This is a genomic window from Thalassococcus sp. S3 (assembly GCF_004216475.1).
Classification (GTDB): domain Bacteria; phylum Pseudomonadota; class Alphaproteobacteria; order Rhodobacterales; family Rhodobacteraceae.
The window spans coordinates 1,666,280-1,689,353 of sequence record NZ_CP022303.1 but is presented as its reverse complement, the minus strand read 5'-3'; the positions used below and the strand labels follow the sequence as shown (position 1 = coordinate 1,689,353).

Here is a 23,074-nt window from a genome sequence, read left to right as displayed (position 1 = left end):
GCCCCTACGCGCCCCCTGCTGCATCAAGGAAGGCCATCGGGTCGAAGTCGTCCGGCAACTCGTCCAGCCATTCTTCGGTCTTGGCGAGTTCTTCCTCTTCGTAGGTCTCCGGCTTCCAGATCTGGAACGTGTCGCCGGCCGCGATAAAGAACGCCTCTTTATCAAGACCGATTTTCTGGCGGAGCTTCGCGGGCAGGACCAGGCGGCCTGTCTCGTCGACATTGGTCGGGAAGGACTGGCCGTGGAAAAGGCGCTGGAGCATCTTGCGCTCCATCCCGCCGCGCGGCAGGGCATCGATCTTGGCGTCGACCTCTTCGATCGCCTCCATCGTGTAGCATTCAAGGTAGTTGCGGCGGTGATCGCCATAAACGATGACCAGTTCGGGATTTTCGCCGGATTTCCAGTTGGGATCTGCGGCCTCCAGCACACGGCGAAACGAGGCCGGGATAGACACCCTGCCCTTCGTATCCACCTTATGGTGGCTTTCGCCTCTGAACCTGCGGCCCAAGTCCCTGTCCTTCTACCCGCGCCCCCGCGTGTCGTTTCGTTCCCCAGAAAGAGGAAACGGCGAGTTGATCTGCTGCCACTGATCAACCCGCCGCCCTCGTCCCGCCTTGCGGGGTGTCCAGCTGCGCGCGCCACCTGGGGGGATGTCTGCTCGCTCGCGCGCCGGATCTCTTGGTCTGATGAAAGCGAAGTGCCTGTATGAAACCGTTTTGTTTTTGGTCTTGGTTGGGATCGTTTGATGTCCCGTGTGCCTCGTCTTCATCCGATGGCAAAGGGATGCCATGGGAATTCATGGAAATCAATATCTTTTTGTGGGACTGGCGTTGTCTGGCAGGTTTCCAGGAAGCTCAAACCGGGAGATTTTTGGGCCTTCAGGAGTATGTTTTAGCACATCTGGGTCACGATTATCACTCGAACACCAAATGTGCTATGTCTTCATCAGCGGCATCTTGCGACCATGATTTCCCATAATTTTACGGATAGATCTCGCAAGATGATCGATGTTCTTGTTTCACCCCGCCCCGTCTTTAACGGAAGAGCGCAGCTTTCAAGCAGAATCCCTGTCGATTCGAGGATAAGCGCCAGGCTGACCATCTATGAACCGCAGCTTGCCCCATAAATTCCCATGCCGGTGCAGCAAAGGCGCCACAGACGACCGGATCCCATGCTTTCCCGTGCGAAGGTCGGCACTTCCTCACGCCCGCAAACGCGCGAAGGCAGAAGGCAGAAGGCAGGCTTATATGTCGAAGCCAACGCACAACGAACCGATCAAAAATTGGCTTTGGTGATTCTATTGCGCAAGAATTAAGGCCGATCTGCGGGTGCGCCGGTCGCAATTTTTCGATGGGACGGCGACAAGCTGAACGCGGCGATAGAATGGCGTTGTTTTCGCTAACGCCCATCTGTGGGTCACACTGCCCTTTTCCACGGCACAAGAGAGAGACGAGACCGGCGATTGTTGTGCCAGACGGCAGTCTGAAAACGGTATGTCTAAAAATTATGCAACAACCCCATGCGCTTGCTGCATGGCAGCATTGCCTTGGTGTGTATTGTGCATCCGCAGCATTTCACTATCTTTGATGGCAACAGAGCAGCGAAACAGTTATAAACAGGAACGACGTGATGGCACGGGCATTGGGCATCTCCGCAGGGTTCGGCAAGCCGACAACGCGGCTATCTCACTGGCTGGACCACGTTCGTTCTTTGTTTTTGCGTCGCAAATTGTATCGCGAAACACTGAATGAGCTTTCGTCGCTGAGCAATCGGGACCTGGCCGATCTGGGTCTGAACCGATCAATGCTCAAGCGCGTTGCATGGCAAGCCGCGTACGAGCGGTAACGAAATACGGATCAGGCCCTTTCCTCCTCCCTAGGGTCTGTCTTTAGCGGCGGCATCTCTCCTCCTCCCTGATGTCGCCGCACTTTTATACCGCCCGGAAGACCGGGCAGACATACACTCGGGTCTCTCCTCCTCCCTGACCCTGAGTGTTGCAAGAGAACGGCGGCGCCTCTCCTCCTCCCTGGCGTCGCCGTTTCTCGTCTTTAGGATATTGCGTGAAGGACCCGAGAGGCGGAACGTCGTCTGAAATCTAAGATTTCGACGCGCCATGTTTTGTCATTTGGTCAAAAGCCTCAGGTCTCGCCCTATCGGACAGGTGCGCTCCAGCAATCCTCCACTCGAAGGTCAAAACGAAAAAGGGCACGCCCCGCGAGACGGGGCGCGCCAGATCCCAGAAATGGAGAAGGTCAGTTCAGTGTTCTGATCACATCCCAGCCCGACCCGTTTCCACGTGCCAGAACCTTCTGTGTATTGCTACCCAGGGCTCCGACATCAAAGGTCAATTCGCTGCCCAGAACAGGGGTCGGCACAATGTCGTTCACTGTCACCTCGGGACAGGTTCGGTCAAACGTCATGAACTGGCTTGTCGAATAGAAGCAATTGTTTTCGGCCGGATGGTCCAGGTAAAAGTTACGTCTTGAGAAGAAGGACCGGACAGCACCCGAGCTCTCGAGATGTCTGGACCCGGCCTTCACGCGGAAGCCCATCAGGCCAATCTGATACCCATTCCAACCGGTGAACGCGATTTTGTCGGCTTTTGCGTCGTCGAACATGTAAAGCAATTGCTGCGCAGCAAAGACCTGGACGTTGTTGAACGCCGCACGCCGCACCTCCACATTTTTGCGGATCTCGACAACACTTCCGACATCCTTCCAGGATGGCGCACCCGATTGATCCAACGGAACATCATTCCCCGTCTGAGCGCCGTCCAGAATCAGATCTTGGACAACACAGGTTTCAGTCGGATGGGTGCCATCCATGAACGTGATCAGGTTCTGAAGAAGCGATTTTGGCGTGCCATCCGCCACCGGACCATACTCAGCCAGATAGGCCGTGCTGATCCCGTCGATGAAAATACGGCTGGCTGACCATTTGAACTGTATAATATGCCGCGCCAATCCGCTGACATTGCTGATACGAACGTTCGATATGCTTCGCGCAGTTGGTGACGGATCGCGACCGTATTTCTTGTCACCGATCAAAATGACAGCCTCGGCCCTGTCTACACCATATTCGTTGCCCAGAACCTCCCGCGCGGTTGTGCTATCGTGCACGTCCCGGATCGTGACATCCGAGATCTCCCGGTCATCCGACGTCAAAAGCCGGATCGTATGATGTGACCCACGCGGGATCGCCTTGATGTCACTGATCGTCACAAAGCGAATATGCGCGCCATGGAAATCGTAACGTTGATTCAGCTGCACGGGTCGTGAGACGTAGCCATAGTTCTCGACATTGATCGGATGAAGCGCTGTTAGCGCGATGACGTAGTCACCCGTCCATCCTGTGATCCCCCGAATGCTGACGTGATAACACCCAAACCGCAGGTCGATGCCATCCTGATTGGGTATGCCTTCGCCAAAACTCCATCCGGGTTGATCGAAGTGAATATCATGCAGCTTCATGTAACAGCAGCCATTTTCCAGGCTGATACCGTACATCGCGGAATCCTTGATGGTCAGATCGCGAATGCTCGACCGGGTCACACCGCAGAGCAAGATGCCGTGACTGCGCCACGGTTCGACATCGTTCTGGACGTCGCGGTTGTTGCGCCCGTTGCCATCCAGCACCGTTGTTTCACCATTGCCGAAGATGTGGATATTTGTGTCCTGGGCCGGCACGAAGCGTACATTGTTCTGATTGACCAGCGGACTCCGGGTATCGCTGGCCTTGATGACCTCGTAGTAAAGATACCCCAGTTGCACGAAATCACCGACGACCACGCTCTGAGACGTATAGGTCGTGTCCCCCGTAACCTCCAACGGCAGGGCTCGGCCTTCACGTCGAAGGCGAGAGCGTTCATGTTTCGAAAAATGTTATCTTTTGCATTTTGCTCGACAAAAATGTGAACACCCGCGTCCATCTCGATCGTCGTGTTCGACGGGACCTCGACAGCCTTTTGCCAGTTGTACCGACCGGCTGGCATGTAGATATGAACTGTCTTCAAGACCGCCCTCTGAACGATGTCTGAATCGTCATTTCCATCGCCCAGGATCAAGCCAAAGGCATGTAAATTGAACTTTCCGTCGACCCTCTGAACAGCAAGCTGAACCGGAAAAGCTCCTGATGTCTTCACATCGCCACCTCGTTTTGATCAAGGATCGTGTAGTGATGCCCAGTTTCGGTCGGACTGAGTTGCCTACGGTGACAGAACTTGGGGTGCCTGGCGCGTAGGTCAGATCGGTGTCCTGAAGCAAGGTTTCGATATTTTAGAACCAAATAGTATCAGTCGACATTTTTTCTTCAAAATACAGAGCGTTAAGCTGAAATGAGTCGGTGATTAAAATCACTCTCACCACCCGCATCGTTGATATATGTTCATTATTTGTTCTATTGAAGCCTTGACGGCCAACAACTTCAGATATTTTGCAGAGAAGTGTTTCCCGCAAAAAGTGTATCGTTTGTTCGTGAAAAGACCGAAACGGAACCCGAGACACCTTCAAAATCAAGGCAAACCGGGACCGCCTGGCCCACAGCGGAGAGAGGCGCATGCCGACATTGAAACCGAACACGATACGTCTGGGTCAGCCCAAAGGCCCTGCGTCAGGAACAGCCGAAGCCTTCTGAGCCGCCATAAGGCATGGACAGGTCGACCGCGCTAGAAGGGAATATCGTCGCTGGCCGAGATAAAACGGGCGACCACCTTCTTTATTCCGGCCTTTTCGAAATCGATCTCTAGTTTGTCGCCTTCGATACCGACCACCGCACCATAGCCGAACTTCTGGTGAAAGACCCGTTCGCCCATAGTGAAAGCCGAAACCGCATCTAGATCGATCACGGTGTTTCGGGATTCCTTCGGTTGAGACATTCCCCGCTCACCCGCCCGCGCCTGCAGGCGCTTCCATCCGGGAGAGTTATAGACATTTGCCTCGGCGGCCCGCGTCTCGATCCCTGTTCCCATGCCAACGGCGCCGTACCCGCCGCCATAAAGACCGGGCGGTGTCAGCACATCGACGTTGTCTTCGGGCAGTTCATCAATGAACCGCGACGGCAGAGAGGATTGCCATTGGCCAAAGACGCGCCGGTTCGCTGCAAAGGAAATCGTGCAGATCTCCTCGGCCCGGGTGATGCCAACATAGGCCAGACGCCTCTCCTCCTCGAGCCCCTTGAGCCCGGTTTCGTCCATGCTGCGCTGGGACGGGAACAGCCCGTCCTCCCAACCCGGCAGGAACACGGCGGGAAATTCCAGACCCTTGGCAGCATGCAGCGTCATGATCGACACTTTAGCCCCGGCGTCTTCGTTTTCATTGTCCATGATCAGACTGACATGTTCCAAGAAACCCTGCAGGTTCTCGAATTCCTCCAGCGCCTTGACCAGTTCCTTGAGGTTCTCCAGCCGCCCCGGCGCCTCTGGTGTCTTGTCGTTCTGCCACATCGCGGTGTACCCGCTTTCATCCAGGACGATCTCTGCCAGTTCCACATGGCTCAGGCTTTTGTCGCCGGTCATGTGGCCCCACCTGCCGATCCCTTCAATCAGCTTGGCGAGCTCTGTCCCGCCCTTGCCCTTGATCAACCCGGACTGAACCGCCAGCCGCGCCCCGTCGACGAGAGATACGCCATTGCTGCGCGCCGTCATCTGGATGGTTTGTTGCGCCTTATCGCCTAGGCCACGCTTGGGCGTGTTCACGATCCGCTCGAAGGCAAGATCGTCGTCGGGGCTGGTGACCACGCGGAAATAGGCCATCGCATCGCGGATCTCCATCCGCTCGTAAAAGCGGGGGCCGCCGATCACGCGGTAAGGCAGGCCGATGGTCAGAAACCGATCCTCGAAGGCCCGCATCTGATGAGACGCTCGCACGAGAATGGCCGTCTCGTCCAGCGTCATCGCCCGCACGCCGCGCGTGCCGCCCTGCATCGCCTCGATCTCCTCGCCGATCCAGCGCGCTTCCTCCTCACCGTCCCAATGCCCAATCAGACGGACCTTTTCGCCGTCATTCTTGTCGGTCCAGAGCGTCTTGCCCAGCCGACTCTCATTCCCAGCAATTACGCCGGAGGCCGCCGCGAGTATATGCGGCGTCGAGCGGTAATTCTGCTCAAGACGCACGACATGGGCGCCCGGAAAGTCCTTCTCGAACCGCAGGATGTTGCCCACTTCGGCCCCACGCCAGCCATAGATCGACTGATCGTCGTCCCCCACACAGCAGATATTGCGGTGGCCCGAGGCCAGCAGCCGCAGCCAGAGATATTGGGCGACGTTGGTGTCCTGATATTCGTCCACGAGAATATAGCGGAACCAGCGCTGATACTGCTCCAGCACATCACCATGGGTTTGAAAGATCGTGACCATATGCAAAAGCAGGTCGCCGAAATCGACTGCGTTCAGCTCCGCCAGCCGCTTTTGGTACTCCGCATAAAGCGCCACGCCCTTGTGATTATAGGCGCCCGCATCGGCTGCGGGCACCTTGTCAGGCGTCAGCGCGCGGTTCTTCCATCCGTCGATGATCGACGAGAGTTGTCGCGCCGGCCAGCGCTTGTCGTCGATATTGGCCGCCACTATGAGCTGCTTGAGCAGGCGCAGCTGGTCGTCGGTGTCCAGAATGGTGAAGTTCGATTTCAGGCCGACCAGTTCGGCATGGCGGCGCAACAGCTTCACGCAGATCGAATGGAACGTGCCCAGCCAGGGCATCCCCTCGATCGCCTGCCCCAGCAGCCCCCCCACGCGGTTTTTCATCTCCCGCGCGGCCTTGTTGGTGAAAGTGACCGCCAAAATTTCGTTCGGGCGCGCCGAGCCCGTGTTCAAAAGATGCACGATCCGGGTCGTCAACGCCTTTGTCTTGCCCGTACCGGCCCCGGCCAGCATCAGGACCGGGCCGGACAATTGCTCCACCGCTTCGCGTTGTGCCGGGTTCAGACCGTCCAGGTAAGGGGACGGGCGCGCCGCCATCGCGCGGGCGGAGAGAGAGGCGCTTTCAAAAGCGTCCATATCGTCGAAACTGCTCATGACAGCAAAGATAGCGCGGGTTGGAGGCGAAAGAAAGGGACGTTCCTGAAATGTTCCACAACTGCAGAAAAGTGCTGACGTTACGATCTGGCATCGTCTGCCCGAAAGAAACGCCCGTCCCTATCTGAACCGCACCGGTAAAAAAGCATGCGGGTCGTGACGGACGGTGCCTGGCACCCGTTTGACATATGCGGCAGGGCAAAGCTGCCCTCGGATAAACACGCACACGCGTTTGGTGATGCTGGACTTTGCGGTGACTTCCTCTTCTATTGCCGCATATGGACCTGAACGCCAAATATCCCGGCCTCTCCGACCTCAAGGATCGCGCGCGGCGCCGTATTCCCAAGTTCGTCTGGGAATACCTGGACAGCGGCACCGGCCACGAGGCCACCAAGGCCCGCAACCGCGCCGCACTTGACCGGGTCGGTTTTGCGCCCTCTATCCTGCATGGCGAGCTGACATTCGATCTGACAACGCAGTTCCTGGAGCGGCATTTTCCCCTGCCCTTCGGTATCTCGCCCATCGGGATGTCGGGCCTGATCTGGCCCGATGCCGAAGGCCGCCTTGCCCGTGCGGCCGCCACCGCCAGCCTGCCCTATACGCTCTCGACGGTGGCCAGCCAAAGCCCCGAAGATGTCGCCCCTCATCTGGGCGAGGAGGCGTGGTTTCAAATGTATCCGCCGCGTGACCCGGAGATCCGCAAGGATCTGCTGAGCCGCGCCCGCAAGGCCGGTTTCAAGACGCTTGTTCTGACCGTCGATGTCCCCCTTGCCTCCCGGCGCGAGCGTCAGACACGCTCTGGCCTCACCCAGCCGCCCCGCCTGACACCGCGCCTTCTGGCTCAGATCGCGACGCGCCCCGCCTGGGCGCTTGGCATGGCACGGCAAGGCATGCCGCATATGCGCACCCTCGACAAATACATCACCGGGGCACAGAAGAACCTGCCGCCCACAGCGCATATCGGCTATCTGCTGCGCGCCTCGCCCGATTGGGACTATGTCCGCTGGCTGCGCGACCACTGGACCGGACCGTTCATCGTCAAGGGCGTCCTGCGCGCCGAGGATTGCATGCCTCTGGAACAGGCGGGCGTTGATGCGATCTGGATCTCCAACCATGCCGGTCGGCAATTTGACGCCGCGCCCGCTTCTATCGAGGTTTTACCGGCCATCCGCGCCGCAACCCGCCTGCCCCTTGTCTTCGACAGCGGCGTGGAAGGTGGGCTCGACATCCTGCGCGCGCTGGCCCTTGGCGCCGATTTCGTGATGATGGGCCGCGCCTGGCATTTCGCCGTCGCAGCCCTTGGAGATCAGGGGCCCGCGCATCTTATCGACATGCTTAGCCAGGACCTGATGGCCAATATGGGCCAGATCGGCGCAGCGACGCTCTCGGATCTGCCCGATCCGATCCCGCTTGACGAGGCCCCACCGCGCAAACCACCCCCCGCTCCGGTACCTGTCGCGACAGCCGCTTCCGGGCGCCCATAAGAAATCGAATGCAGCCCGCAGGGCTGCGCCTTTTGGAAACAGCCGCGCCGGCTGCTAGCGATATCATGCCACTTCTACCCAGAACTACGAGTTTACGCTGGGTATAATAGTGCCTAGACACGCGCCATTGCTGCCAATTCAAGAGGCTTCACATGACCGACTTCCGCAAAATCCTCATTGCCAACCGGGGTGAGATCGCCATCCGCATCATGCGGGCCGCCAACGAGATGGGTAAGAAGACGGTCGCCGTCTTCGCGGAAGAGGACAAGCTGGGACTGCACCGCTTCAAGGCCGACGAAGCCTACAGGATCGGCGAGGGCCTCGGCCCCGTGGCCGCGTACCTGTCCATCGACGAGATGATCCGCGTGGCCAAGGAAAGCGGGGCGGACGCAATCCATCCCGGCTATGGCCTGCTGTCCGAAAACCCCGATTTCGTGGATGCCTGTGCCGCCAACGGCATCACCTTCATCGGTCCCAAGGCCGAAACCATGCGCGCCTTGGGCGACAAGGCCTCGGCCCGTAAGGTCGCGATCGAGGCGGGCGTGCCCGTCATTCCGGCCACCGACGTGCTGGGCGATGATATGGACGCCATCCGCAAAGAGGCCGGCGAAATCGGCTATCCCCTGATGCTCAAGGCGTCCTGGGGCGGCGGCGGGCGCGGGATGCGCCCGATCCTGGGCGAGGCGGAGGTCGAGGAAAAAGTCCTCGAAGGCCGCCGCGAGGCCGAAGCCGCCTTTGGCAACGGCGAAGGGTATCTGGAAAAGATGATCACCCGTGCCCGGCACGTCGAGGTGCAGATCCTCGGCGACAAGCATGGCGGCATGTATCACCTCTTCGAGCGCGACTGCTCCGTCCAGCGGCGCAACCAGAAGGTCGTCGAACGCGCTCCGGCCCCATACCTGACCGACGCCCAGCGGGCAGAGATCTGCGAGCTTGGCTACAAGATCTGCAAACACGTCAATTACGAATGCGCCGGCACCGTCGAATTCCTGATGGATATGAATGACGGCAAGTTCTACTTCATCGAGGTCAACCCCCGCGTGCAGGTCGAACACACCGTGACCGAGGAAGTGACCGGCATCGACATCGTGCAGGCCCAGATCCTCATTGCGGAGGGCAAGACCATCGCCGAGGCCACCGGCAAGCCCACGCAGGACGATGTAAAGCTGAACGGTCACGCGCTCCAGACCCGGATCACAACCGAGGATCCGCAGAACAACTTCATCCCCGATTACGGCCGCATCACCGCCTATCGCGAGGCGACCGGCATGGGCATCCGGCTCGACGGTGGGACCGCCTATACCGGCGGCGTGATCACGCGGTATTACGACTCGCTTCTGACCAAGGTCACCGCCAAGGCGCCGACCCCCGACATGGCCATCGCAAGAATGGACCGCGCCCTGCGCGAATTCCGCATCCGCGGCGTCTCCACCAACATCGCCTTTGTCGAAAACCTGCTGAAACACCCCACGTTCCTCAGTAACGAATACACCACCAAATTCATCGACGAGACGCCCGACCTCTTCCAGTTCGCCAAGCGGCGCGACCGGGGCACTAAGGTGCTCACCTATATCGCCGACATCACCGTGAACGGGCACCCCGAGACCAAGGATCGCCCACGCCCGCCCGCCGACATCAAGGTCCCCCGCCCGCCCGCGAAAAAGGCCGAGCCGCTGATGGGCACCCGCAACCTGCTGGAGCAGAAAGGCCCGCAAGCGGTCGCCGACTGGATGAAGGCGCAGCGCCAGCTTCTCATCACCGACACCACCATGCGCGACGGGCACCAGTCCTTGCTCGCCACGCGCATGCGGTCCATCGACATGATCCGCGTGGCCCCCACCTATGCCGCCAACCTGCCGCAGCTCTTCTCTATGGAGTGCTGGGGCGGTGCCACCTTCGACGTAGCCTATCGTTTCCTCCAGGAATGCCCGTGGCAGCGCCTGCGCGATCTGCGCGCCGCCATGCCCAACGTGATGACCCAGATGCTGCTGCGCGGCTCCAACGGTGTGGGCTATACGAACTACCCCGACAACGTGGTGCAGGAATTCGTCCGGCAAGCCTCGGCCACCGGGATCGACGTTTTCCGCGTCTTCGACAGCCTCAATTGGGTCGAAAATATGCGCGTCGCGATGGATGCGGTGATCGAGAACAACAAGATCTGCGAAGGAACGATCTGCTATACCGGCGACATCCTGGACCCGAACCGGGCCAAGTACGACCTGAAATACTATGTCGCCATGGGTCAGGAACTGCGGGACGCAGGCGCCCATGTTCTGGGCCTCAAGGACATGGCGGGCCTTCTGAAACCCGCTGCCGCGCGCCAGTTGGTCCGCGCGCTCAAGGAAGAGGTGGGCCTGCCCATCCACTTCCATACCCACGACACAGCGGGCGTGGCCTGCGCCACGATCCTGGCCGCCTCCGAGGCCGGCGTGGACGCCGTCGATTGCGCGATGGATGCGCTTTCGGGCAACACCTCGCAGGCAACGCTCGGCACTGTCGTCGAAGCCCTGCGCAACACCGACCGCGACACCGGTCTCGACATCAAGGCCATTCGCGAGATCTCGGATTATTGGGAGGCCGTCCGCGCGCAATACGCCGCCTTTGAAACAGGTCTCCAGGCCCCCGCGTCGGAGGTCTATCTGCATGAGATGCCCGGCGGGCAGTTTACCAACCTCAAGGCACAGGCCCGGTCCATGGGGCTCGAGGAGCGCTGGCACGAGGTCGCGCAGATGTATGCCGACGTGAACCAGATGTTCGGCGATATCGTGAAGGTGACGCCGTCGTCCAAGGTGGTCGGCGACATGGCCCTGATGATGGTCTCCCAAGGCCTCACGCGGGATGACGTCGAGGATCCAAAGACCGATGTTTCCTTCCCCGACAGCGTCATCGACATGATGCGCGGCAATCTGGGCCAGCCTCCGGGCGGCTTCCCGCCCGCCATCGTGTCGAAAATTCTCAAGGGCGAAGAGCCCAACCTCGAACGGCCCGGCAAACATCTTGATCCCGTGGATCTGGAGGCCGTTCGCGCCCAGGTCAGCGCCGAGATGGAGGGCAAAGCCGTCGATGACGAGGACCTGAACGGCTATCTCATGTATCCCAAGGTGTTCCTGGATTACATGGGCCGCCACAGGATCTACGGACCCGTTCGCACGCTGCCCACGAATACCTTCTTTTATGGCATGCAGCCCGGTGAAGAGATCAGTGCCGAGATTGACCCCGGCAAAACCCTCGAAATCCGCATGCAAGCGATGGGAGAAACCGACGAGAAGGGGGAGGTCCGCGTGTTCTTTGAACTCAACGGCCAGCCCCGCGTGATCCGTGTACCGAACCGCCTTGTCAAATCCACGACGGCGCAGCGGCCCAAGATCGAAGAAGGCAATGCCAATCACGTCGGCGCGCCGATGCCCGGTGTCGTGGCCTCGGTCGCGGCCAAGGTCGGCGCTCAGGTCAAGGAAGGCGATCTGCTTCTCACCATCGAGGCCATGAAGATGGAAACCGGCCTCCATGCCGAGCGCGACGCGGTGATCAAGGCCGTTCATGTCCAGCCCGGAGGGCAGATCGACGCCAAGGATCTTCTGGTTGAGCTGGAAGACTAGATGGCGCCGGTCACATCCCTCTATGCCGGATTGCTCGGGCTGCTCTTTCTGACGCTGAGCATCCGGGTGATCCGGGTGCGGCGCCGTCAGCGGGTCAAGTTCGGTGACGGCGGCGACGCCGAACTGACCGCACGTGTACGGGCGCATGGGAACTGCGCCGAATACGGTCCGGTACTTTTGCTGCTGCTCCTTCTGGCCGAAATACAGGGCGCGCCTGCTTTTGCCCTCCATATCCTGGGTATCATTATCGTCGCGGGTCGGGTGTTCCATGCGATCTCTACCCTTTCCTTTGCCCAATGGGGTGCCTTCCGGGTCGCGGGCATGACCCTGACCTTTGCCGCGCTTTTCACACTTGCCCTTGGGCTTTTCGCGCACGGTCTGGTCTAGCTCGGGACCGGTGCGTCTTCGGTTTGGGAAATCGGACGATTCAGCCTGCTGCGGGAGATCCGCAAGGCGCATACCCGGAACGGCGCTCCCTATGAGCGGAGCGCTTGACCATGTTGCCGGCTCGGGGTCTCTATGGTGACGCGAACAGAAAGGAAGCAGTCATGCTTAGCCGTATGCTTGGCGCAAGCCGGTTCTTGATCATCTTGGCGGTCTTGGGGTCGCTTCTGGGGGGCACGACGCTCCTGATCTATGGCGCGCTCGAAACGGTTCAGCTGATCTGGCAGACGATTGAGGCAGGGGAAGTCTCGCGCAAGGGCGCGAAAGCCATCGCATTGGAGTTTATCGAGATTGTCGATCTTTTCCTGCTTGGCACCGTCTTCTACATTGTTGCTCTGGGTCTCTATGAGCTCTTTATCAGCCATGAACTGGACGTTCCCGCCTGGCTTACGATCAAGACCCTCGACGATCTCAAGAACAAGCTTATCGCCGTCGTGATCGTTGTGCTGGGCGTGCTGTTTCTGGGTCAAGTCGTCAGTTGGGACGGAGAGCGGGATCTTCTCAGCCTCGGTGCCGGGATCGCCCTTGTGATTGCGGCCCTGACCTACTTTCTGTCGACAAAAACCAACGCAAAGTGAGCCTGAGCGGCCAAGTGCTCTTTTTTTCCGACCAAGCGCATTTTCCACTTGAAGACCGCGGCGCAGGCCAGTATTTCACGCCTCACCCAAGGATGCGGGCGTAGCTCAGGGGTAGAGCACAACCTTGCCAAGGTTGGGGTCGTGAGTTCGAATCTCATCGCCCGCTCCAAAATTTCACGACAGACAAACGAAAAGCTGCCTGAGTGGCAGCTTCGGGCGGCTTCGAAAAGGTCTTCGATATCGTGATCTGACCGGTGTTGCCGGACACAGGAACCGGAAGCGGTCTAGAACGCTTCCGGCTTTGCTTCCCGCGCCATATGGTCCAGGACCGCATTGACGAATTTCGGCTCGCGCCCCTCGGGGAAAAAGGCCCGCGCGATATCTACGAATTCGCTGATAACCACCTTCGGCGGCGTGGTGCTTTGGGTCATTTCCGCACCGGCGGCCCGGAAAAGCCCGCGCAGCGTGGGATCGATGCGCGCAATGGGCCATTTTGCCACCAGCGCACGATCTGTCATCTGGTCAATCGGTGCCTGATAGTTCACCGCATTCTCGACGAGACGGCGGAACAGCGCGATATCGCCATCCATCATCTCGTCGCCATCATAGGTTGCCCCAAAACGGTGGTCGAGGAACTCCCGCACAACACCGTCCGACGTTTGGCCGGATTGCTCCATCTGAAAAAGCGCCTGCACGGCATAAAGCCGTGCTGCGGATTTCATTTTGCGTTTCTGGTTGCCCGAAAGGTTTGAGCCTTGCGTCGTCATGCCGTTGTGGAGCCGCCGTCTTTGCCTGCAAATTTCAACGTCTCGGATGGCTTGAAGCCGACCCCCTGACGCTGAGCGCCCCACTTACGAGCGAGCGCGATCAGATGCAAGGCTGCCGCTGCGGCCCCGCCCCCCTTGTTCTGGTCTTCGGGATCGGCCCGCACTTCGGCCTGCGCGCGGTTTTCGACCGTCAGGATGCCATTGCCGATGCAAAGCCCCTGCAGGCCCATCAGCTGGATCGCGCGGGAGCTGTCGTTGCACACCGTCTCGTAATGCGTGGTCTCGCCACGGATCACGCACCCCAGGGCGACATAGCCATCGAAATTGCTGCGCCGGTCGGCGATGCCGATGGCGGTTGGCACTTCAAGCGCACCGGGCACTTCGGCGATGTCATAAGTTCCGCCGACAGCTTCGATTTCAGCCTTTGCCCCGGCGATCAGATTGTCGGCGATGTCCCGGTAATAAGGGGCAACGACGATCAGCATCTTGACCGGCTTGTCAAACTCCGGGCGCGGCAGGACGTAATGTTGTTCGTGACCAGCCATCAGGTGTCCTCGGCAATGGGGCGCGTCCCCATGATTTCCAGCCCGTAGGCATCCAGACCCACCACGTTGGGCATGGGTGAATTCGTCAGAAGCGTCAATTTCGACAGGCCAAGCGATGATAGGATCTGAGCGCCCAGACCGTACTGGCGAAGCTTTTGCGGCGATCCCTCGTGATCGGCTGCAAGTTTCATATGCAAGTCGCGCAGCAGCACCAGCACGCCGCGGCCCTCGCCGGCGATCAGTTCCATCGCATCCCCGAACTCGCGCGCACGGCCCGGACCGCCTGCCCCGACCACATCCAGCATGGGATCGAGCGCGTGCATGCGCACCAGCACCGGTTCGGTTCCCGAGATGTCGCCCTTGATCAGGGCGATGTGCTCGGCCCCTTGGGTTTCATCGGTATAGATGCGCATTTCCCAGTCGCCGCCGAACTCACTGGTTATGTTCTGACGCTCGCGCACGCGGACAAGGTTGTCGTGCCGGCGCCTATAGGCGATCAGATCACTGATCGTGCCGATCTTCAGACCGTGTTTCTGGGCAAAGCTCACCAGATCCGGCAGGCGCGCCATCGAGCCGTCTTCGTTCATGATCTCGCAGATCACGCCAGACGGGTTCAGCCCGGCAAGACGGCTGACATCCACGGCAGCCTCGGTATGGCCCGCGCGAACCAGCACGCCTCCATCGCGGGCGCGCAGGGGGAAGACGTGGCCGGGTGTCGCGATATCGGCGGCTGTCTTCGACGCATCAATGGCAACCGCGATGGTGCGGGCGCGATCATGGGCCGAGATCCCCGTGCTCACGCCTTCGCGCGCCTCGATCGAAATCGTGAAGGCCGTTTCGTGACGCGAAGAATTATTTGTCGACATCAAATGCAGGCCCAGCGCATCAATACGCTCTCCGGGCAGGCTGAGACAGATCAGCCCCCGGCCATGCATCGCCATGAAATTCACCGCCTCCGGCGTGGCCATCTGGGCGGGAATGACGAGATCTCCCTCATTCTCTCGATCCTCATGATCGACCAGAATGAACATGCGCCCGTTTCGGGCATCGTCGATGATTTCCTCGATGCTGGAGATGGCGTCTTTCCAATTCGCCTCTACCGGGCCTGGCGTCTCAAAGCTCATCTCGGGCACCCTTTTGCTATCATTCTTCGGCAGATATCGCGGCGCGACCTGTTTGGCCAGCCGAACCTGACGGCGGTCTGGTCACGTCTGGTGTGCGAAATAGCGATCTGCGGGCAGATATCCCCCGGCGCGGGCGGCTGTCGTCCATTCCGCTTCCAGACCGGTATCCCCTATTATGAGAACCTGGTCGGATGCCAGCTTGCGGCCCTGGATAAAGCCATCAAGCCGCGCGCGCATGTCTGCCCAGCTGTCGGTGAAGCGCGGTGCCGCGCCAACCGCGTCGAGAACAGGATTTGCCTGCTGAACCGTGCCCGGTGTGAGCGGTCTGTACACCAGCGACAGCTTACCAGCCCTTTGCACGGCTTCCAGGGCACGACGCTCGGCATCCGGCATTCGGGCACCCTGCCCGATGATCCGCAGCGCGTTCGAGGAAAAGAGCAAGGCAAGAATGTCCCGACCCGACGTCTGCCTCACCTTCGCATATGCCTTGTAGTCCATGCCAAGCTCGGCCGCGCGGCGGACCCGCATCCGCACGATCGTCAGCGGGATCGTGTTGGGCATCAGCGCCTTTTGCGCCTTGCGCCACTGATAGGCCCGCCAGGAGTGTCCGGGTTCCATAGTCGGGCCCTGATTGTGTCCGATCCCCGCCATCACGCCATCTCATTCAGGCGCGCGACATAGCGCGCCAGCGTGTCGATCTCCAGATTCACGGCGTCCCCCACCGCCACATCACCCCAGGTCGTCACCTCTTTCGTATGCGGGATAAAGTTGATCCCGAAGACGGCACCCTGCACCTCGTTGACCGTGAGCGACGTCCCGTTGAGCGCCACCGATCCCTTCGGCGCGATGAACCGTGCAAGATCGTCGGGCGCGCGCAGCTGAACCCGTGTGCTGTCGCCTTCGTCCGTTACCGACACGACCTCGGCCACACCGTCCACATGGCCCGAAACGATGTGACCGCCCAGCTCGTCCCCGACCTTCAACGCGCGCTCCAGGTTCACGCGCTTGCCCGGCACCCAGGTCGACAGGTTCGTTTTCTCCACCGTCTCGGCACTGATCTGAACGTCGTACCAGTCCGCGCCCAAGGCCACCACCGTCAGGCATACACCGTCACTGGCAATCGACGCGCCGATATCGATGCTGGCGGTCTCATAACTCGTCTTGATCCTGACGCGCAGATCGCCTTGTTGATCCGTCTCCGTCACGGTTCCGATATCGGTGATGATGCCTGTGAACATACGCAGCTCCAGCTTCGGTTTGCCTGTGACGTAACGAGACGACATATCCATGACAACCCCGAAGCCTTGTCGCGGGTCATAGAAACGTCATAGTTTCGCCCAATCCAAACATTAGGGAAATGCTCATGCCATTGCGGCACATGAGATTGGACATGGACAAGGCACCGCACACCTCCCGTGTGTTCCTGTTTCTGCAGGGTCCGCACGGGCCGTTCTTTCACCGGCTGGGCCGCATGGTCCGGGCTGCGGGGGCGGATGTCTGGCGCGTCGGCTTCAATTCCGGCGATCGCGCGTTCTGGTTCGATCCGCCCAGCTATATTCCCTATCTCGGCACCGTCGCCGATTGGCCCTCGACCTTCCGTAAGCTGGTCGACACCCGCAAGGTCACCGATATCGTCCTCTACGGCGATACCCGTCCGGTTCACGCCGAAGCCATCAAGGAGGCGCGCGCACGGGGGATCGCCGTGCACGTCTTCGAAGAAGGCTATATGCGCCCCTATTGGGTGACTTATGAACGGGACGGATCCAACGGCAATTCACGCCTGATGGACATGTCCATTTCCGACATGCAGGACGCCTTGGCCATGTCCGATATGGAGGCGCCTTTGCCGCCCGCGCATTGGGGCGACATGCGTCAGCACATCTTTTATGGCGCGCTCTATCATTGGTTCGTGATGTTCACCAACGGCGCTTACAGGAACTTTCAGCCGCACAGGTCCCTGACCGTAGCCAAGGAGTTTCAGCTCTATCTCAAACGTCTGTTGCTGATGCCCCTGATCTCGCTGGATCGGATCATCTCGACACTTCGGATCCGTCTGGGAGGGTTTCCATATCATCTCGCGCTTTTGCAGCTTGAGCATGACAGCTCGTTCCAGATGCACTCCCCGTTCTCGACAACGACAGAGTTTCTGGAAGAGATCCTGGAGGGCTTCGTCGCCGGTGCCCCGCGCCATCATCATCTCGTCGTCAAAGCGCATCCTCTGGAGAACGGTCGGGTCCCGCTGCGCCGCGAACTCAGACGTCTTGCACGCCAGCACGGGGTTCACGATCGGGTCCATTTCGTGCGGGGGGGCAAGCTGGCGCAGCTTCTCAATGACGCGCGCAGCGCGGTGACGGTCAATTCCACCGCCGCGCAACAGGTTCTCTGGCGGGGCATTCCGCTTAAGGTTTTCGGGCGGGCCGTCTATGCCAAGCCGGAATTCGTGTCGACCCAGCCCATCGCGCAATTCTTTGCAGGCGCCACGCGGCCCGACAACAAGGCCTACAAAGATTATCGGCGCTATTTGCTGGAGACAAGCCAGATCGCCGGGGGCTTTTATTCCGCCCGCGCGCGACGCCAATTGCTGCGGCAGGTCGTCGATCTGATGCTTTCTCCGGAAGATCCCTATGACGCTCTGAAATCGGGAACCGCGGCGCCAAGGCAACAGTTGCGTGTCGTGAAATAGGCGACACAACCCCTAGCGGTAGCTTTTTATTCTGGATTCCGGTAGGTTAAGAAAAAAACCTGAGGCAGAATAACAATAGGTCGAGGAGACCGAGCAGTGACATCCTTTGGAACCCGGTGGGTGAAGCCTACCGTTATGGTTGCGGCGATTGCCGTTCTTTCGTCTTGCGCGCTGCTGCCCAATGCGGGCCCCAACAAGCGCCAGATCTTCGCCGGTTCGGTACAGCGAGAGGGGGATTCATTCGTTGTGTCCGTCAATGACCGCGTCACCCGCGCGACGGCTGTCGTACCCGCGCTTGGCTTTACCGATGCTTTCAAAAACGCAGGGCAATTGACCGCGGACACGATCCGACCGGGCGATACTCTGGGTCTGACGATCTGGGAAAACGTGGATGACGGTCTTTTGGCGGGCGAAGGCACGAACTCCACCATCCTTGAAGAGGTGCAGGTCGACAGTGCGGGCTTTATCTTCGTGCCCTACGCGGGCCGGGTCAAAGCGTCGGGTAACACGCCGGAAGCCCTGCGGAGGGTGATCACCGGTCGGCTTGAAGATCAGACGCCCGACCCGCAGGTCCAGGTGCGCCGCCTGGCCGGCGATGGCGCGACCGTGACACTGATCGGCGCGGGCGGGCAAGGTGTCTTCCCCATCGAACGTCCAACACGCACGCTTTCGGCCATGCTTGCCAATGCGGGCGGCATCGCCATCGAGCCCGAGATTGCCCGCATCACCGTTTTGCGGGGCCAACACCAGGGCACGATCTGGTTCGAAGACCTGTTCGAATTTCCCGAGCTTGATATCGCCTTGCGGGGCGGCGACCGGATCCTGATCGAGGAAGACACCCGGGCCTTTACCGCCCTGGGCGCAACCGCCGCGCAATCGCGTGTGCCTTTCGAGACCCAGAACCTTTCGGCGCTGGAAGCCATCGCGCAGGTTGGTGGCCTTGTCACCACCGCGGCGGACCCGACGGGCGTTTTCGTGCTTCGCAACGAGGCGCCGGAAGTGGCGGGTCAGGTCCTGGGACGCACGGATCTGATCGGGGCGCAGCGGATGGTCTATGTCCTTGATCTGACAGAGCCCAACGGCCTCTTTCACGCCCGCGACTTCGTGATCCGCGATGGCGATACGCTCTACGTGACCGAGGCACCGTTCACGCAATGGAACAAAACGATTTCCGCGCTGACCGGATCGCTGGGCACCGTTGCATCGCTCTCTACCATCGCGGGCGACTGATCGCCCCGTGACACCGCAGACCACCACCCATGCCGCCGGAGACACGACGTCCCGGCGGCTTTTTGTTTTCAATGGTGGTTTTCTCGCTCAAAGGCGGGTGCGCCGCATCCTGTCGCTGGCCGGATACGACATCCGGCTCGGACTGCCCGGGCCTGACGACCTAGTGGGGGTCTGGGGGCAAAGCCCGACCTCCCATCGCGGAGAGGCCGTGGCCCGCCGCTGTGGTACGGGGCTCTTGCGGATAGAAGACGCATTTCTCCGCTCTCTTCATCCAGGTCGCGCCGGGGAACCGCCTATCGGTCTCTTTCTCGACGGGCGGGGCGTCCACTTTGACCCCGCCCACCCGTCCGAGCTGGAGACGCTGCTTGCGACCGCACCCCTGGACGACACCGCACTTCTTGACCGCGCGCGCGATGCCATCGCGCGCATAAAGGCCTCGCACCTCAGCAAATACAGCGGGTTTGATCCCACCTGCCCGGTGCCCGCGCCAGGCTATGTTCTGGTTGTCGATCAGACGCGGGGCGACGCATCGGTCACCGCCAGCGCGGCCGATGCCAACCGTTTTCGCGAAATGCTGGTTTTCGCGCAGGAGGAACATCCCGGCGCAAAAGTTTTGATCAAGGGTCACCCCGAGACCGCGAAAGGCTTCCGTCCCGGATATTTCTCGGAGGCCGATGGCAATGACCGCATCACGCTATTGACGGATCAGGTCAGCCCCTGGACGCTCCTTGAAGGGGCGGTCGGTGTTTATACCGTGTCGTCGCAGATGGGCTTTGAGGCGATCTTGGCCGGGCACAGGCCCCGCGTCTTCGGGCAGCCTTTCTATGCGGGGTGGGGCCTCACCCAAGACGAATTTCCCGTCCCTCGCCGGTCCCGCAACCTGACGCGAGCTCAGCTTTTTGCCGCGGCGATGATATTGGCGCCGCACTGGTATGACCCTTATGCCGATGAGATCTGCGGCCTTGAACGGGTGATCGACATCCTGGAAGCCCGCACCTTCGCCTGGCGGGCGGATCGGAAGGGCTGGATCGCAAGCGGCATGCGGCTTTGGAAACGCCGCCCGCTTCAGGCCGTGTTCGGTCAGCAGAAGAAGGTGATCTTTGACGAGGCCCCTCCGACGGACAGCCCTCGCCGCCGGATGGTCTGGGCCAGCAAGGCCACGGCCCAACACAAAGGGGCGCTCAACGTGGAAGACGGCTTTCTCCGCTCTCGCGGTCTGGGCGCCGAACTGATCCCTCCGCTCTCGTTGGTGACCGACGATCTGGGCATCTATTACGATCCCACCCGACCCAGTCGGCTGGAGGATTGGATCGCGAGCCGCGCGACCCTTCGCAAGGATCAAACGCGCAGAGCCGAACGGCTGATTTCGACGCTGACCACGAACAACCTGAGCAAGTACAATCTTGGCGGCGCCCGACCCGACCTGCCGGCCGGGCATCGTGTGCTGGTTCCAGGACAGGTCGAGGATGACGCCTCGATCCTCACCGGCACGGGCGCGATCCATACCAACGCGCTGCTATTGCAATCGGCGCGACAGGCGCATCCCCAAGCGGTGATCATCTACAAACCGCACCCCGACGTCGAAGCCGGTCTGCGCAAGGGGGCGATCAATGCATCCGATATCGCAGACGTCATCGCCCGTGAAACCGATCCAACCGCGCTCTTGGAGCATGTTGACGAAGTCTGGACCATGACATCGCTCCTGGGGTTCGAAGCGCTGATACGCAACGTCCCGGTCACCACGCTTGGCGCCCCCTTTTACGCAGGCTGGGGCCTGACAACCGATTTGGGAGAGATCCCCGCCCGAAGGACCGCAAGGCCGTCTTTGGAAGGGCTGGTTCATGCTGCGCTGATCGACTATCCGCGCTATTTCGATCCGGTCACCGGAACCCCCTGCCCTGTCGAGGTGGTCGTCGACCGGCTCGCGCACGGCGACGTGCCGCATCCCGGTCCGGTCAATCGCATGCTGGCCAAGATGCAGGGTCTGCTCGCCACCTATGCGCACCTCTGGCGCTAGACCCGTTCCCATCTGTGCAGGATGTCGTTCCCGATCGGTCGAAGCTCGGCCAGGTTGAACCTTGACGCCTCCGCCAGGGTTTCCAGGCCAAGCGCGCCAATCGTCGGAAGTCCCTCGGCCCCGATGGCCAGACCGGCGGAGAAGCCGACCAGTTCATCCACCAGACCCGCAGTCAGCAGTGACGCCGCAAGCGCGCTTCCGCCCTCGCAGAACACGCGTGTCAGACCAGCTTCGGCCAAACGAGACAGCAGGATCGCCGGATCAAGCTGCGCACCCGTGACCGGGCAGGCGATCAGGGTGGCGCCCACGCTTTCCCACGCCCGCAGGCGATCGGCATCGGCGTCCGGCCCATGACAGAGCCAGAGTGGAACCGCGCGCGCGCTTCGGGCCAGGTTGCCGACCAGCGGCACATCAAGCCGGCGGGACACCACGATACGGACCGGCTGGCGTGCGATGCCGAGATTGCGCACCGTCAGCGTCGGATCATCGGCGCGTGCCGTCCCTGCCCCCACCATCACCGCGTCATGCTTTGCGCGCATGGCATGCACGACCCGCCGGGCCTCTGGCCCGGTGATCCACTGGCTTTGCCCCGTCGCTGTCGCGATGCGCCCATCAAAGCTGCTTGCAAGTTTCAGCGTAACGAACGGACGAATACCCGCGATCTTTAGAAAGAAACCTTTGTGGTGCCGCGCGGCCTCCTCCGCGAGGACACCCTTGCTGACCGTGATCCCGGCCTCATGAAGTGTGCGAAAGCCTTCGCCGGACACGCGCGGATCGGTATCCTCAAGCGGTGCGACAACACGGGACACGCCCGCGTTGATCAGGGCTTGGGCACAAGGCGGCGTTTGTCCATGATGTGCGCAGGGTTCAAGCGTCACATAGACCGTCGCACCTTTTGCCAGAGAGCCTGCCTGCGACAAGGCCACGGCTTCTGCATGCGGGCGCCCACCCGCCTGTGTCCAGCCGCGTCCGACAATGCGTCCTGCCTGAACGATCACGCATCCCACAGCCGGGTTCGGCCAAACCTGGCCTTGCCCCCGCTGACCCAAAGACAGGGCCAGAGCCATAAAGCGCCGGTCTTCGGCGCTCACTCTTCCTGCCGGGTGCTGGGGCGCAGCTCACTCACGAACTTGTCGAAATCGTCCGCCGCCTGGAAATTCTTGTAGACGCTGGCAAAGCGCACATAGGCGACTGTGTCGATCCGGGCGAGGGCCTCCATGACAATCTCGCCGATGGTCTTGGACGGGATATCCGTCTCGCCCATGCTTTCCAGCCGTCGCACGATACCGGAAATCATCTGATCAATGCGCTCAGGCTCGATCGGTCGTTTCTGCATCGAGATGCGGATGGACCGCTCAAGCTTGTCACGATCAAAATCTTCCCGTTTGCCATTGGACTTGATGACCACGAGATCGCGCAGCTGAACGCGTTCATATGTTGTGAACCGTCCGCCGCATGCCGGGCAAAATCGCCTGCGCCGGATCGAAACGTGGTCTTCTGCCGGCCGCGAATCCTTGACCTGCGTGTCGATATTTCCGCAAAACGGGCACCGCATTGGCCGTCCCCCTTGAATTTTCTGCTCTTTTTGTGGGGCACCCGT

Annotated in this window: 18 protein-coding genes and 1 tRNA gene; 9 read left to right on the top strand and 10 right to left on the bottom strand. The window is 60.5% G+C overall.

What is annotated here, in order from left to right; genetic code table 11:
* Positions 1-4 precede the first annotated feature (4 nt).
* Entirely contained in the window at positions 5-508 is a 504-nt protein-coding gene (gene mraZ / locus CFI11_RS08370; protein WP_130404902.1) for a division/cell wall cluster transcriptional repressor MraZ, read from the bottom strand.
* Between the two features lie 1,121 nt (positions 509-1,629).
* Between mraZ and CFI11_RS08365 the strand changes: the two genes are divergently transcribed.
* Complete coding sequence (locus tag CFI11_RS08365) at positions 1,630-1,845, top strand: DUF1127 domain-containing protein (RefSeq protein WP_130404900.1); 216 nt, start codon at positions 1,630-1,632, stop codon at positions 1,843-1,845.
* A 407-nt stretch (positions 1,846-2,252) separates the two neighbouring features.
* Here the strand turns inward: CFI11_RS08365 and CFI11_RS08360 are convergent, their stop codons facing one another.
* Both CFI11_RS08360 and CFI11_RS08355 read right to left on the bottom strand, forming a co-directional pair.
* Positions 2,253-3,827 carry a hypothetical protein gene (locus CFI11_RS08360; protein WP_130404898.1) on the bottom strand — a complete coding sequence of 525 codons (1,575 nt, stop codon included), beginning with the start codon at positions 3,825-3,827 and terminating at the stop codon, positions 2,253-2,255.
* 836 nt (positions 3,828-4,663) lie between these two features.
* Positions 4,664-7,006, bottom strand: coding sequence for an ATP-dependent helicase (locus CFI11_RS08355; protein WP_130404896.1), 2,343 nt, complete (start codon positions 7,004-7,006; stop codon positions 4,664-4,666).
* Positions 7,007-7,284: 278 nt separating this feature from the next.
* On the opposite strand from CFI11_RS08355, the gene CFI11_RS08350 reads away from it, so the two are divergent.
* The 5 genes from CFI11_RS08350 (at position 7,285) to CFI11_RS08330 (ending at position 13,277) form a co-directional block, all read left to right on the top strand.
* The gene (locus CFI11_RS08350) at positions 7,285-8,490 is read left to right on the top strand and encodes an alpha-hydroxy acid oxidase (RefSeq protein WP_174843490.1); all 1,206 of its coding nucleotides are present in this window, start codon (positions 7,285-7,287) and stop codon (positions 8,488-8,490) included.
* 152 nt (positions 8,491-8,642) lie between these two features.
* Positions 8,643-12,086 (top strand): pyruvate carboxylase, encoded by a 3,444-nt coding sequence (locus CFI11_RS08345; RefSeq protein ID WP_130404892.1) that lies wholly within the window; start codon positions 8,643-8,645, stop codon positions 12,084-12,086.
* Positions 12,087-12,473 (top strand): MAPEG family protein, encoded by a 387-nt coding sequence (locus CFI11_RS08340; protein WP_130404890.1) that lies wholly within the window; start codon positions 12,087-12,089, stop codon positions 12,471-12,473.
* 161 nt (positions 12,474-12,634) lie between these two features.
* On the top strand, positions 12,635-13,108 hold the full coding sequence (locus CFI11_RS08335) for a YqhA family protein (protein WP_130404888.1): 474 nt from the start codon (positions 12,635-12,637) through the stop codon (positions 13,106-13,108).
* Positions 13,109-13,202: 94 nt separating this feature from the next.
* Positions 13,203-13,277 (top strand) — tRNA-Gly (locus CFI11_RS08330).
* A 115-nt stretch (positions 13,278-13,392) separates the two neighbouring features.
* Here CFI11_RS08330 and nusB read toward each other — a convergent pair.
* The 5 genes from nusB to CFI11_RS08305 form a co-directional block, all read right to left on the bottom strand.
* Complete coding sequence (gene nusB, locus CFI11_RS08325) at positions 13,393-13,875, bottom strand: transcription antitermination factor NusB (RefSeq protein WP_130404886.1); 483 nt, start codon at positions 13,873-13,875, stop codon at positions 13,393-13,395.
* Complete coding sequence (locus tag CFI11_RS08320) at positions 13,872-14,420, bottom strand: 6,7-dimethyl-8-ribityllumazine synthase (RefSeq protein WP_130404884.1); 549 nt, start codon at positions 14,418-14,420, stop codon at positions 13,872-13,874. The genes nusB and CFI11_RS08320 overlap by 4 nt, the downstream gene beginning before the upstream one ends.
* Positions 14,420-15,544, bottom strand: coding sequence for a 3,4-dihydroxy-2-butanone-4-phosphate synthase (gene ribB / locus CFI11_RS08315; protein WP_130404882.1), 1,125 nt, complete (start codon positions 15,542-15,544; stop codon positions 14,420-14,422). Before ribB ends, CFI11_RS08320 begins: the two co-directional genes overlap by 1 nt.
* A gap of 81 nt (positions 15,545-15,625) precedes the next feature.
* Complete coding sequence (locus CFI11_RS08310; protein ID WP_254449049.1) at positions 15,626-16,162, bottom strand: hypothetical protein; 537 nt, start codon at positions 16,160-16,162, stop codon at positions 15,626-15,628.
* A gap of 32 nt (positions 16,163-16,194) precedes the next feature.
* Positions 16,195-16,782, bottom strand: coding sequence for a riboflavin synthase (locus CFI11_RS08305; RefSeq protein ID WP_130404878.1), 588 nt, complete (start codon positions 16,780-16,782; stop codon positions 16,195-16,197).
* Between the two features lie 152 nt (positions 16,783-16,934).
* On the opposite strand from CFI11_RS08305, the gene CFI11_RS08300 reads away from it, so the two are divergent.
* The 3 genes from CFI11_RS08300 to CFI11_RS08290 all read left to right on the top strand — a co-directional run bounded on the left by CFI11_RS08300 (position 16,935) and on the right by CFI11_RS08290 (position 21,474).
* Positions 16,935-18,227: a capsule biosynthesis protein gene (locus CFI11_RS08300; RefSeq protein WP_130404876.1), complete on the top strand. Its 1,293-nt coding sequence runs from the start codon at positions 16,935-16,937 to the stop codon at positions 18,225-18,227.
* 135 nt (positions 18,228-18,362) lie between these two features.
* Positions 18,363-19,457, top strand: a complete 1,095-nt coding sequence (locus CFI11_RS08295) for a polysaccharide biosynthesis/export family protein (protein WP_130409966.1) — start codon at positions 18,363-18,365, stop codon at positions 19,455-19,457.
* Positions 19,458-19,464: 7 nt separating this feature from the next.
* Positions 19,465-21,474 carry a capsular polysaccharide biosynthesis protein gene (locus CFI11_RS08290; protein ID WP_130404874.1) on the top strand — a complete coding sequence of 670 codons (2,010 nt, stop codon included), beginning with the start codon at positions 19,465-19,467 and terminating at the stop codon, positions 21,472-21,474.
* Here CFI11_RS08290 and ribD read toward each other — a convergent pair.
* Both ribD and nrdR read right to left on the bottom strand, forming a co-directional pair.
* The gene (gene ribD / locus CFI11_RS08285) at positions 21,471-22,565 is read right to left on the bottom strand and encodes a bifunctional diaminohydroxyphosphoribosylaminopyrimidine deaminase/5-amino-6-(5-phosphoribosylamino)uracil reductase RibD (RefSeq protein ID WP_256370572.1); all 1,095 of its coding nucleotides are present in this window, start codon (positions 22,563-22,565) and stop codon (positions 21,471-21,473) included. The genes CFI11_RS08290 and ribD overlap by 4 nt on opposite strands.
* Positions 22,562-23,029, bottom strand: a complete 468-nt coding sequence (gene nrdR / locus CFI11_RS08280; RefSeq protein WP_130404872.1) for a transcriptional regulator NrdR — start codon at positions 23,027-23,029, stop codon at positions 22,562-22,564. The genes ribD and nrdR overlap by 4 nt, the downstream gene beginning before the upstream one ends.
* Positions 23,030-23,074: the final 45 nt, after the last annotated feature.

Excerpts from the sequence above, each read along its gene's own strand:
- nusB (WP_130404886.1), bottom strand. The coding sequence starts at position 13,875 with ATGACGACGCAAGGCTCAAACCTTTCGGGCAACCAGAAACGCAAAATG.
- CFI11_RS08345 (WP_130404892.1), top strand. The coding sequence starts at position 8,643 with ATGACCGACTTCCGCAAAATCCTCATTGCCAACCGGGGTGAGATCGCC.
- CFI11_RS08350 (WP_174843490.1), top strand. The coding sequence starts at position 7,285 with ATGGACCTGAACGCCAAATATCCCGGCCTCTCCGACCTCAAGGATCGC.
- CFI11_RS08355 (WP_130404896.1), bottom strand. The coding sequence starts at position 7,006 with ATGAGCAGTTTCGACGATATGGACGCTTTTGAAAGCGCCTCTCTCTCC.
- CFI11_RS08335 (WP_130404888.1), top strand. The coding sequence starts at position 12,635 with ATGCTTAGCCGTATGCTTGGCGCAAGCCGGTTCTTGATCATCTTGGCG.
- nrdR (WP_130404872.1), bottom strand. The coding sequence starts at position 23,029 with ATGCGGTGCCCGTTTTGCGGAAATATCGACACGCAGGTCAAGGATTCG.
- CFI11_RS08340 (WP_130404890.1), top strand. The coding sequence starts at position 12,087 with ATGGCGCCGGTCACATCCCTCTATGCCGGATTGCTCGGGCTGCTCTTT.
- CFI11_RS08365 (WP_130404900.1), top strand. The coding sequence starts at position 1,630 with ATGGCACGGGCATTGGGCATCTCCGCAGGGTTCGGCAAGCCGACAACG.
- CFI11_RS08310 (WP_254449049.1), bottom strand. The coding sequence starts at position 16,162 with ATGGAACCCGGACACTCCTGGCGGGCCTATCAGTGGCGCAAGGCGCAA.
- CFI11_RS08295 (WP_130409966.1), top strand. The coding sequence starts at position 18,363 with ATGGTTGCGGCGATTGCCGTTCTTTCGTCTTGCGCGCTGCTGCCCAAT.
- CFI11_RS08320 (WP_130404884.1), bottom strand. The coding sequence starts at position 14,420 with ATGGCTGGTCACGAACAACATTACGTCCTGCCGCGCCCGGAGTTTGAC.
- ribB (WP_130404882.1), bottom strand. The coding sequence starts at position 15,544 with ATGAGCTTTGAGACGCCAGGCCCGGTAGAGGCGAATTGGAAAGACGCC.
- CFI11_RS08305 (WP_130404878.1), bottom strand. The coding sequence starts at position 16,782 with ATGTTCACAGGCATCATCACCGATATCGGAACCGTGACGGAGACGGAT.
- CFI11_RS08300 (WP_130404876.1), top strand. The coding sequence starts at position 16,935 with ATGGACAAGGCACCGCACACCTCCCGTGTGTTCCTGTTTCTGCAGGGT.